Annotated in this window: 11 protein-coding genes; 8 read left to right on the forward strand and 3 right to left on the reverse strand. The window is 65.3% G+C overall.

The window, feature by feature from the left end:
• Nucleotides 1-36 precede the first annotated feature (36 nt).
• Nucleotides 37-363, forward strand: coding sequence for a divalent-cation tolerance protein CutA (gene cutA, locus L810_RS28500; RefSeq protein ID WP_021161734.1), 327 nt, complete (start codon nt 37-39; stop codon nt 361-363).
• A complete protein-coding gene (gene dsbD / locus L810_RS28505; RefSeq protein WP_042976541.1) occupies nt 356-2,206 on the forward strand; it encodes a protein-disulfide reductase DsbD in 1,851 nt (616 codons plus the stop codon). The genes cutA and dsbD overlap by 8 nt, the downstream gene beginning before the upstream one ends.
• 95 nt (nt 2,207-2,301) lie before the next feature.
• Here dsbD and hemB read toward each other — a convergent pair whose 3' ends face one another.
• Together hemB and yihA are read right to left on the reverse strand one after the other, a co-directional pair.
• Nucleotides 2,302-3,300, reverse strand: a complete 999-nt coding sequence (hemB, locus tag L810_RS28510) for a porphobilinogen synthase (protein WP_021161736.1) — start codon at nt 3,298-3,300, stop codon at nt 2,302-2,304.
• A gap of 253 nt (nt 3,301-3,553) precedes the next feature.
• Nucleotides 3,554-4,213, reverse strand: a complete 660-nt coding sequence (yihA, locus tag L810_RS28515) for a ribosome biogenesis GTP-binding protein YihA/YsxC (protein WP_021161737.1) — start codon at nt 4,211-4,213, stop codon at nt 3,554-3,556.
• A gap of 214 nt (nt 4,214-4,427) precedes the next feature.
• Between yihA and L810_RS28520 the strand changes: the two genes are divergently transcribed.
• The 5 genes from L810_RS28520 (at nt 4,428) to msrQ (ending at nt 10,476) form a co-directional block, all read left to right on the forward strand.
• Nucleotides 4,428-5,081, forward strand: a complete 654-nt coding sequence (locus L810_RS28520; protein WP_042976545.1) for a c-type cytochrome — start codon at nt 4,428-4,430, stop codon at nt 5,079-5,081.
• A 122-nt stretch (nt 5,082-5,203) separates the two neighbouring features.
• Nucleotides 5,204-7,420, forward strand: coding sequence for a cytochrome c biogenesis protein ResB (locus L810_RS28525; protein WP_021161739.1), 2,217 nt, complete (start codon nt 5,204-5,206; stop codon nt 7,418-7,420).
• Between the two features lie 4 nt (nt 7,421-7,424).
• Nucleotides 7,425-8,615, forward strand: coding sequence for a c-type cytochrome biogenesis protein CcsB (ccsB, locus tag L810_RS28530; protein ID WP_021161740.1), 1,191 nt, complete (start codon nt 7,425-7,427; stop codon nt 8,613-8,615).
• 158 nt (nt 8,616-8,773) lie between these two features.
• Complete coding sequence (msrP, locus tag L810_RS28535) at nt 8,774-9,769, forward strand: protein-methionine-sulfoxide reductase catalytic subunit MsrP (RefSeq protein WP_021161741.1); 996 nt, start codon at nt 8,774-8,776, stop codon at nt 9,767-9,769.
• Between the two features lie 20 nt (nt 9,770-9,789).
• Complete coding sequence (gene msrQ / locus L810_RS28540) at nt 9,790-10,476, forward strand: protein-methionine-sulfoxide reductase heme-binding subunit MsrQ (RefSeq protein ID WP_042976546.1); 687 nt, start codon at nt 9,790-9,792, stop codon at nt 10,474-10,476.
• Nucleotides 10,477-10,552: 76 nt separating this feature from the next.
• Here the strand turns inward: msrQ and lptM are convergent, their stop codons facing one another.
• A complete protein-coding gene (gene lptM / locus L810_RS28545) occupies nt 10,553-10,831 on the reverse strand; it encodes an LPS translocon maturation chaperone LptM (protein ID WP_021161743.1) in 279 nt (92 codons plus the stop codon).
• A 36-nt stretch (nt 10,832-10,867) separates the two neighbouring features.
• Here lptM and cyaY point away from each other — a divergent pair, with 36 nt between their 5' ends.
• Complete coding sequence (cyaY, locus tag L810_RS28550) at nt 10,868-11,194, forward strand: iron donor protein CyaY (RefSeq protein ID WP_021161744.1); 327 nt, start codon at nt 10,868-10,870, stop codon at nt 11,192-11,194.
• Nucleotides 11,195-11,248: the final 54 nt, after the last annotated feature.

An 11,248-nucleotide genomic window follows, 5' to 3' on the forward strand; every position in this document is an offset into this window, starting at 1 on the left:
GAGTCAGGTGCCGATAGACCAGCCAGGAGGATGCGGATGATAGTGGTGCTGATGCTGACGACGGTGCCCGATGCCGCGACCGCCGAAGCGCTTTCCGCCGGTGCGCTCGATGCGCGGCTTGCCGCGTGTGTGTCGGAGCTCGGTGCGATCAGGTCGCGCTATCACTGGCAGGGCAAGGTCGAAACGGCCGACGAGATCCAGTTGCTGTTCAAGACGAGCCCCGTGCGGGCGCTCGAACTGGAGCGATTTATTCTCGCGCATCATCCATACGAGACACCTGAAATCGTCTCGTGGCAGGCGACGGCCTCGGCCGCTTACGGCCAGTGGGTGACCAGCGAAACTCAACGTCTATTTCATGTTTAACGGTATGGCGCTTTCCGTGCGCGTGCGCGCGCTGCGGTTCCTCGCAGTCCTGTTGTCGTTCATGCTCGTGCTGGGTGGCGGCCTGTCGGTCGCGCGCGCGGCCGACGATTTCCTCGATCCGTCGGTGGCGTTCAAGTTCAGCGCGAGCGAATCGCCGGGGCAGGTGGACGTCCGCTTCAAGGTCGCCAACGGCTATTACCTGTACCGCGAGCGGTTCGCGTTCGCGGTGAAGAGCGGGCAGGCGACGCTCGGCGAGCCGCAGTTCCCCGCCGGCCATGTGAAGTTCGACCAGACGTTCCAGAAGAATGTCGAGACCTACCGCGACGAAGTCGTCGTTCACGTGCCCGTCAAGCAGGCGCAGGGGCCGTTCGAGCTCGCGGTGACGTCGCAGGGCTGCGCCGACGAAGGGATCTGCTATCCGCCCGCCGAGCACGTCGTGAAGGTCGACGGCGCCGCGCTGGGTGCGGCCTCGTCTTCCGGCGATGCGGCTGCCGAGGGCAGTTGGTTCGACAAGGTCACGAGCGCCGATTTCGCGCAGTCGCTGCTCGAGGGGCATGGCTTCTTCACGATCGTCGCGCTGTATTTCGTCGCGGGCGTCGTGCTGAGCCTCCTGCCGTGTTCTTACCCGATGATCCCGATCGTGTCGGCGATCATCATCGGCCAAGGCACGCGCGCGACGCATGCGCGCGGCTTTGCGCTGTCGCTGACGTACGTGGTCGGTATGGCGCTCGTCTATACGGTGCTGGGCATCGCCGCGGCGCTGGTCGGCCAGAGCCTCGGCGCGTGGCTGCAGAACCCGTGGGTGCTCGGCACGTTCGGCGTGCTGCTCACCGCGTTCGCGGTGTCGCTGATTTCGGGCAAGGACATCGCGCTGCCCGCGCGCTGGCAGAACGGTGCAGCCGAAGTGTCGAGCGCGCGACAGGGCGGTCACTTCGTTGCGGTTGCCGCGATGGGCGCGTTGTCCGCGCTGGTGGTCGGCGCATGCATGACGGCGCCGCTGTTCGCGGTGCTCGCTTTCATTGCACATACGGGCAATGCGCTGCTCGGCGGTGCCGCGCTGTTCGCGATGGGGCTGGGGCTCGGCGTGCCGTTGCTCGTGGTCGGCATCGGTGCGGGTACGGTGCTGCCGCGCGCAGGCGCATGGATGGACGGCGTGAAGGTGTTCTTCGGCATCGTGCTGCTCGCGGCCGCGCTGTGGATCGTGTGGCCGGTGCTGGCCGGCGGCCTGAAGATGGTGCTCGCCGCGTTGTGGCTGCTCATCGCGGCCGCGGCGCTTGGCCTGTTCACGCCGCATGCCGGCGCCGCGTCGATCTGGCGCCGCCTCGGCCGTGGCCTCGGCGCCGCGCTCGCGATCTGGGCGGCGACGCTGCTGGTCGGTCTTGCAGCGGGCTCCAACGACCCCGTGAAACCGCTGGCTGTCCTTGCTGCGCGCACGGTCGCGTCGGGCGATGTGTCGGCAGCCGGCGCGGCTGCCGGGCAGCAGGGGCCGGCGTTCGCGTCGGTGCGCTCCAGCGGCGAACTCGACGCGCTGCTGAAGACGTCGGGCCAGCCCGTGATGCTCGACTTCTACGCCGACTGGTGCGTGAGCTGCAAGGAGATGGAGCATCTGACGTTCACGGATTCACGCGTGCAGGCGCGGCTCGCGCGGCTTCACCTGGTACGTGCGGACGTCACCGCGAACAATCCGGACGACCAGGCGCTGCTCAAGCGCTTCAACCTGTTCGGGCCGCCGGGCATCATCTTCTTCGATCGCAACGGCAACGAAATCGGCCGTGTGGTCGGCTATCAGGCGGCCGAGACGTTTTTGCGCAGTCTCGATCGCGCGGCGGTACCAACGGTGTAGCGCACGCTTGTCGGTGGCTTGTACACCGACTGCAAACGAAAACGGCGGGACACCGAAGTGTCCCGCCGTTTTTCGTCGCGCTGCCGGCGCGTGGCTCAGCGCTGCGCTTTCAGGAGGCGTGCGGCGTCGAGTGCGAAGTACGTGAGCACGCCGTCGGCGCCCGCACGCTTGAACGCGAGCAGCGATTCGAGCACGACCTTGTCGTGGTCGAGCCACCCGTTCATCGCGGCGGCCTTCAGCATCGCGTATTCGCCGCTCACCTGGTACACGTAGGTCGGGAAGCGGAACTCGTCCTTCACCCGGCGCACGATGTCGAGATACGGCATGCCGGGCTTGACCATCACCATGTCGGCGCCTTCGTCGATGTCGAGGCGCACTTCGCGCAACGCTTCGTCGCTGTTCGCCGGATCCATCTGGTAGGTCATCTTGTTGCCCTTGCCCAGGTTGGACGCCGAGCCGACCGCGTCGCGGAACGGGCCATAGAACGCCGATGCGAACTTGGCCGAATAGGCCATGATGCGCGTATGGATATGGCCGTCGCTTTCCAGCATCTCGCGGATTGCGCCGATGCGGCCGTCCATCATGTCCGACGGCGCGACGATGTCGACGCCGGCTTCCGCCTGTGCGCGTGCCTGATCGATCAGGATCTCGATCGTGTCGTCGTTGATCACGTAGCCGTTCTCGTCGAGCACGCCGTCCTGGCCGTGGCTCGTGTACGGATCGAGTGCGACGTCGGTCAGCACGCCGAGTTCGGGGAAGCGCTTCTTCAGCTCGCGCACCGCACGCGGGATCAGGCCTTCCGGGTTGGCTGCCTCGCGGCCGTCAGGCGTTTTCACCGACGGCTCGATGGCCGGGAACAGCGACAGCACAGGCACACCGAGTTCGACGCATTGCTCGGCGACATGCATCAGCAGATCGACGGACACGCGTTCGACGCCGGGCATCGACGGCACCGGCTGCCGTTCGTTGGTGCCTTCGACGACGAATACCGGATAGATCAGGTCGTCGGTGGTCAGGCGGTTTTCGCGCATCAGGCGCCGGGAGAAGTCGTCGCGGCGCATCCGGCGCGGACGATGAAGCGGATGAAAGCTCATGGCGATTGGGTAGAAATCAGGGCAAGAAGGACCTTACGGAACCCTTCGGTCATTTTCGGGAGCGTTGGTATATGATAGCGATCGAGCGGCACGCGTCGCGTGCAGCTCCCCGCTTCTCCTCCCTGAGCGGGTGCCTGTCGTTTTTCGATTAGGCTGTTTGACCCGCCGTTCAACGGCGGGTTTTTTTATGAGCCGGCCGAATCCGCAGGCGCCGTCAGGTGCGCGCCGCCGATCCAGGCCGCGCGTTGCCCGATCATTGTGCTACAGGCTCGCTTTTTTCGTCGGCGGCGGACGGCCGCACCCAGCTCTCGATCAGTTCGTGCGCCTCGTCGAGCCCCGTGCGCTTCATCGCGGAGAACAGCTGGACCGTCAGCTTGCCCTGGACGCCCTGGTCACGATACGCATCGAGCCCCTTTTGCGTGGTCCGCAGCGCATTGATGCTTTCTTGCCGCGTCAATTTGTCGCACTTCGTCAGCAGCGTGTGGATCGGCTTGCCGGTCGGTACGAACCACTCGATCATGCGGCGATCGAGGTCGGTCAGCGGGCGGCGCGAATCCATCATCAGAATCAGGCCGCAAAGCTGCGAGCGGGTTGCCAGGTAGGACGACAGCAGCATTTCCCAGTGGGCCTTGGCGGCGCCGGGCACTTCCGCGTAGCCGTAGCCGGGCAGGTCGACGAGATTCGCGACGGGCTCGGCGGCCGGGCCGACGGAGAAGTAGTTGATATGCTGCGTGCGGCCGGGCGTCTTCGACGCGAAGGCCAGCCGCTTCTGGTTGCACAGCACGTTGATCGCCGTCGACTTGCCGGCATTCGAGCGGCCCGCGAACGCGATTTCCGGCTGGACCGTCGGCGGCAGGTCGCGCAGATGGTTGACGGTCGTGTAGAAGCGGGCTTGATGGAGCAGAAAGGCCATGGGAACCGGAAGGACGGGCGGCGCGAGCCGCTTGGTGGAGGCGGGGTAGCCCCGATAGGCGCGGGAGCTTTCAACACGATATTGTACAATACGGCGGTTTTACCGAAGGCCACCGGGCGCCTGCCTCGCGCTTTTATGTGGCTTCTGCGGTAGACTGAACGCCGTCGTTTTTTGCAGAACCTCAAATTCCCACAAGACGAAACAGGGTGTGCGAATGAATCGACTGTGCAAGTCTCTGATGGTGCTTCAGGTTGCAGCAGGGTTCGTAGGTTTCGTAGCGGAGGCAAACGCGGCGGAGGCGGCAAAGCCGGATCTCGACCGCGGCAAGGCGATTGCCGGGCAGGTGTGCGCATCGTGTCACGGTGCCGATGGCAATAGCGCGTCGGGCAGTTTCCCGAAGCTTGCCGGCCAGCATCCCGAATATCTGGTCAAGCAGTTGAACGACTTCAAGACGCAGCCGGGCGCGAAGGGGCCGGCGCGGACCAACGCGGTGATGGTCGGATTCGCGAGCGCGCTGAGCGCGGACGACATGCGCAACGTCGCCGCGTACTACGGGTCGCAGACGACGAAGCTCGGCACCGCACGCGATGCGGCGACTGTGCCGATCGGCCAGAAGATCTATCGCGGCGGCATCGCGGAGAAGGGCGTACCCGCCTGCGCGAGTTGCCACGGGCCGACAGGGCAGGGTCTTCCGGTCCAGTATCCGCGTCTGTCGGGGCAGTGGGCCGATTACACGGTCGCGCAGTTGACCGCGTTCCAGCAGGGTGCCGGCGCGCGCAACAACAACGAGGCGATGCATCAGATCGCGACGCGGCTGTCGGACAACGAGATCAAGGCCGTCGCGGATTACATCGCGGGCCTGCGTTGAGCGGTCAGCCGCGAATGAAATGACCGGGCGCCCGAAGGGCGGCCGGAGTCAGAACAAGAAAAGGGTGGGGCGCCGCGCAGTCGCGGCCGCCTTGCCCTTTTTTGTTGTCAGTCGGAGTTTGAATGAGCGTTACCACGTCGGGGTTGCAGTCGAAGTCGGGTCAGGGTGCGTCGAAGCGCGCGGTCGAGCTGCTGAGCTCGATGCGCTTCGCGATTGCGTTGCTGGTGGTGCTGTCGATTGCGAGCATCATCGGCACGGTCCTGACCCAGGACGATCCGTATCCGAACTACGTGAACCAGTTCGGGCCGTTCTGGGCGGACATCTTCCGCTCGCTCGGCCTGTACAACGTATACAGCGCGTGGTGGTTCATGCTGATCCTGATCTTCCTCGTCGTGTCGATCTCGCTGTGCGTGATCCGCAACGCACCGAAGATGCTCGCCGATGCAAAGAGCTGGAAGGACAAGGTTCGCGAAGGCAGCCTGCGGGCTTTCCACCACAAGGCCGAGTACACGGCTTCCGGCACGCGCGCGACCGTCGCGGCAACGCTCGCCACCTTCGTCACCAAGGCCGGCTACAAGCACGTCGTGCGTGAAAACGACGGCGCGACGCTGATCTCCGCGAAGCGCGGCGCGATGACCAAGTGGGGCTACATCTCCGCGCACCTCGCGATCGTCGTGATCTGTATCGGCGGCCTGCTCGACAGCAACCTGCCGATCAAATTCCAGATGTGGATGTTCGGCAAGAGCCCGGTCAACACGAGCGCGACGATCAGCGAGATCTCGCCCGACCATCGCCTGTCCGCGTCGAACCCGACGTTCCGCGGCTACGCGTGGGTGCCCGAGGGCCAGTTCGTGTCGACCGCGATCCTGAACCAGCCGAGCGGCTCGCTGATCCAGGACCTGCCGTTCTCGATCCAGCTCAACAAGTTCATCGTCGACTACTACACGACGGGCATGCCGAAACTGTTCGCGAGCGACATCGTCGTGATCGATCGCGAGACCGGCCGGAAAATCCCGGCGCGCGTCGAGGTCAACAAGCCGTTCACGTACAAGGGTGTGTCGATCTACCAGTCGAGCTTCCAGGACGGCGGCTCGCAGATGCAGATGACGGCCTATCCGATGACGGGCGGCAACGCGAAGACCTTCCCCGTGCAGGGCACGATCGGCAGTTCGGCGCCGCTGCAGATGCCGGGCGCCGACGGCGACACGATCGAGTTCGCCGATTTCCGCGCGATCAACGTCGAGAACATGGCCGACGCGAACGGCAAGCCGGACGTGCGTGGTGTGGCGACGACGAGCTCGCTGAAGGAAGTGTTCGACGAACGGCTCGGCTCCGGCGCGAAGACGTCGAAGCCGACGCAGCTCCACAACATCGGCCCGTCCGTGCAGTACAAGATTCGCGGCAAGGACGGCCAGGCGCGCGAATTCAACAACTACATGCTGCCCGTCGACATGAACGGCGAGCGCGTGTTCCTCGCCGGCGTGCGCACGAGCCCGAACGACCCGTTCCGCTACATGCGGATTCCGGCCGACAGCCAGGATTCGATCGGCGAATGGATGCACCTGCGCGCCGCGCTCGAGGATCCCTCCGTGCGCGCCGAAGCCGCCGCGCGCTTCGCGCAGCGTTCGCTGCCGGGCACCGACGCATCGCTGCGCGGCCGCCTGCAGGACAGTGCGTTGAAGGTGCTGACCCTGTTTGCGGCGAGCGACGACAGCGTCGGCCGCGGCGCCGACGGCCAGCCGATCGGCGGCTTCCAGGCCGTGGCGACGTTCATCGACCGCTCGGTGCCCAAGGCCGAGCAGGAGAAGGCCGCGAGCCTGCTGCTGCGGATGCTCGAAGGCTCGATGTGGGAGGTCTGGCAGATCGCGCGCGAGCGTGCGGGGGAGCCGGCGGCACAGCAGGGCACCGACACGATCCGTTTCGTACAGAACGCGATCAACGCGCTATCCGACAGCTTTTTGTATGGATCGCCGGTCTATTTGCAGCTTGACTCATTCAAGCAGGTGCAAGCTTCGGTATTTCAGTTGACGCGCGCACCCGGCAAGAATCTGGTGTATCTTGGCAGCCTGCTGCTGGTCGCCGGCATCTTCTCGATGTTCTACGTGCGCGAGCGGCGCCTCTGGTTCTGGCTGAAGGACGCCGGTTCGGGCGTCGATGTGGTGATGGCAATGTCCACGGCCCGCAAGACCTTCGATTTCGAGAAAGAATACGTGCAGACGCGCGACGCGGCCGGTGCCGCCTTGCACGCCGCACCTCGCGATGCCGCGCCGGCCGGTGCGGCATCGACGGCCCGTTCGCCTGCCGGCGGCGGTTCCGATTCCGAGAATTCCACCCGGTAACATCATGGATCTCACGCAAGTTTCCTCTTCCCATCGGGCGTCGGCCCAGGCGCCGGTCACGGCACCGCTGTTCGACGATCGTCCGTTCCTCGCGCGCCTGTCGTTGCTCGACTGGCTGTTCGCACTGGCGCTCGTGGTGGGCGCGGGCTATGCGCTCGTGCACTACAACGCGCACATGGATTACTACGACAAGGCGGTGATGATCGGCACCGTGCCGGCGCTCATCGCGCTCGGCTGGCGCTGGAAGCCCGCGCGGCTGATGATGGCGTCGATCGCCGTGCTGGCGCTGCTGTCGATCCAGATCTACCAGGGCGATCTCGCGCGCGCCGATTCGGCGTTCCTCCTCAAGTACTTCCTGTCGAGCCAGTCGGCCATCCTGTGGATGAGCGCGCTGTTCGTGCTCGCGACGATCTTCTACTGGATCGGCCTGCTCGCGCGTTCGGAATCGGGCTCCGCGATCGGCCAGAAGCTCACGTGGGTTGCCGTGCTGATGGGCTTCACCGGCCTGATGGTGCGCTGGTACGAGTCCTACCTGATCGGTGCGGATGTCGGGCACATTCCGGTGTCGAACCTCTATGAAGTGTTCGTGCTGTTCAGCCTGATCACCGCGCTGCTCTATCTGTATTACGAAGGCCACTACGGGACGCGTTCGCTCGGCGCGTTCGTGCTGCTGGTGATCAGCGCGGCGGTGGGCTTCCTGATGTGGTACTCGGTCGCGCGCGATGCGCAGCAGATCCAGCCGCTCGTGCCGGCGCTGCAGAGCTGGTGGATGAAGATCCACGTGCCGGCGAACTTCATCGGCTACGGCAGCTTCGCGCTGTCGGCGATGGTGTCGGTCGCGTACCTGATGAAGGAGCGCGGCGTGCTCGCCGATCGCCTGCCGACGCTCGACGTGCTCGACGACGTGATGTACAAGTCGATCGCGGTCGGTTTCGCGTTCTTCACGATCGCGACGATCCTCGGCGCGCTGTGGGCGGCCGAGGCATGGGGCGGCTACTGGAGCTGGGACCCGAAGGAAACCTGGGCGCTGATCGTGTGGCTCAACTATGCGGCGTGGCTGCACATGCGCCTGATGAAGGGCCTGCGCGGGACGGTGGCCGCGTGGTGGGCGCTGACGGGCCTGCTCGTGACGACCTTCGCGTTCCTCGGCGTCAACATGTTCCTGTCCGGGCTGCACAGCTACGGCAAGCTGTAAGATTCCCGCTGCTCGTCCGACTATGAGACCGCCGGTGCACTGCGTGCCCGGCGGTTTTCTTTTGTAACGGACGGGCGGTCCGGCCATCGAACGGCGCAAGATGAGGCCGGTCGAACGCCCATGAAGCTGCGCGTGGCGCAGGCAGGAGGAGCAGCACGATGTGGATCAAACGCCCTTTGCTGAACGTACTGACCGGTGGCGATATCGCGCCCGGCGAAATCACGCCGCGCGCGGTCTTCGAGAACCGGCGGCGCGTGTTGCAGGCGGCCGGCCTCGCGGCGGCGGGCGGGCTGCTCGGCGGCAGCGGCGCGGCATTTGCCGCCTATGCGTCGCCCGACGCGCGGGCGGCGAAGCTCGCGGCGAAAACGGACCCGAAGTTCGTCGCGGCCGACAAGGTGACGCCGTTCAAGGACATCACGTCCTACAACAACTTCTACGAATTCGGCACCGACAAGAGCGACCCCGCGCAGAATGCGGGCACGCTGCGGCCGCGCCCGTGGCGTGTGAGCGTCGAGGGCGAGGTGCTGCATCCGAAGGTGTTCGATCTCGACGAACTGCTGAAGCTCGCGCCGCTCGAGGAGCGCGTGTACCGGTTGCGCTGCGTCGAGGGATGGTCGATGGTGATCCCGTGGATCGGCGTACCGCTGTCCGAGCTGATCAAGCGGGTGCAGCCGACCGGCAATGCGAAATACGTGCAGTTCATCACGCTGGCCGACCCGTCGCAGATGCCTGGCCTGTCGACACCCGTGCTCGACTGGCCGTACTCGGAAGGGCTGCGGATGGACGAGGCGATGAATCCGCTGACGCTGCTGACAATGGGCGTCTACGGACAGGTGCTGCCGAACCAGAACGGCGCGCCGGTGCGTATCGTCGTGCCGTGGAAGTACGGCTTCAAGAGCGCGAAGTCGCTCGTGAAGATTCGCTTCGTCGACAAGCAGCCGAAGACGAGCTGGAACACGTATGCGTCGAACGAGTACGGCTTTTATTCGAACGTGAACCCGAACGTCGATCATCCGCGCTGGAGCCAGGCGACCGAGCGGCGCATCGGCGAGGACGGCTTTTTCACGCCGAAGCGCAAGACGCTGATGTTCAACGGCTACGGCGACCTGGTCGCGTCGATGTATCAGGGCATGGACCTGAAGAAGAATTTCTGAGGGCGAAGGTGAGAAACGACATGCCTCCTTCGACGCTGACGCCCGCGCGTGCAGCGGGCGCCGGCCCGGCTGCACGTGCCGTGCGGGCCGGTGCGACTCGCCCTGCCGCGCCGCGCTGGCTCGCACCGGCCAAGGTGCTGGTATTCGCGGCGGGCCTTTATCCGCTCACGCGTCTCGTGCTGTTCGGGCTGACCGACCGGCTCGGCGCGAATCCGATCGAGTTCATCACGCGCTCGACGGGCCTCTGGACGCTCGTGATGCTGTGCGTCACGCTCGCCGTCACGCCGCTTCGGCGCATGACGGGGTTCGCCACGCTGCTGCGCTTTCGCCGGATGATCGGGCTGTTCGCGTTCTTCTACGCGACACTGCACTTCACGACTTACCTGTGGTTCGACAAGTGGTTCGATGTCGTCGCGATCCTGAAGGATGTCGGCAAGCGCCCGTTCATCACGGTCGGTTTCGCCGCGTTCGTGCTGCTGATTCCGCTCGCGGCAACGTCGCCGCGCGCGATGGTGCGCCGGCTCGGCCGCCACTGGGCGACGCTGCACAGCGCGATCTACGCGATCGCGCTGTTCGGTGTTCTGCACTTCTGGTGGATGAGGGCCGGCAAGCACGATCTCGCGCAGCCGAAGCTGTATGCGGCGATCGTCGTCGCGCTGCTCGGCTGGCGGCTGGTTGCATGGGGATGGCGGCGCGTGCGCGTGTGATGGCTCAGGCAAAAACAAAAGGCGATGACCGGGAAGTCATCGCCTCGTTTCGCGAGCCTGCGCAGGCGGCGCGTCGTTACTTCGCGACAGCCGGGCTCGATGCCGGTGCAGCCGTGGCGGATGCCCCGCTCGACAATTCGGGCGACAGCATGAGCGGCGTGCCGGACGAATCGGGCACACTGTCGGACGACGCGTTTTCATCGGTCGGCTTCACGTCCGACGGCGGTGTGTCCTGCTGCTGGAGTGGCTTGGGCAGCGGAGGCACGGTGGGCAGATAGAGCGCGCCGCTTTGACCGCAGCCGGCAAGAATCGCCAAAGCCGCTACAATCGCGCTCATCCGGAAAACGACTCGCATGATCGTCCCTGAACAATTGAACCGATAGAGTTTAGCATGTCCGATACCGAATACCTGACCCGTGCCGAGGCCGTGCTGGCGGCCGTCGAGCGTACCGTCGACGACGCCAACGACGGCGATCACGACATCGATCTGGAGCGCAACGGCAGCGTCCTGACGCTGACGTTCGAGAACGGCTCGAAGATCATCGTCAACCTGCAGCCGCCGATGAAGGAAGTGTGGATCGCTGCGAAGGCGGGCGGATTCCACTACCGTTTCATCGACGGCGCGTGGCGCGATACGCGCACGGGCACCGAGTTCTTCTCGGCGCTCACCGAATACGCGACGCAGCAGGCCGGCCTGCCGATCACGTTCAGCGCATGACGATCGGGGCCCGCCCCGACGCATGACCCAACGAAAAAAGCGCCCCGCGGGGCG

Source organism: Burkholderia sp. AU4i (assembly GCF_000466765.1).
In the GTDB taxonomy this organism is placed as follows: domain Bacteria; phylum Pseudomonadota; class Gammaproteobacteria; order Burkholderiales; family Burkholderiaceae; genus Burkholderia; species Burkholderia cepacia.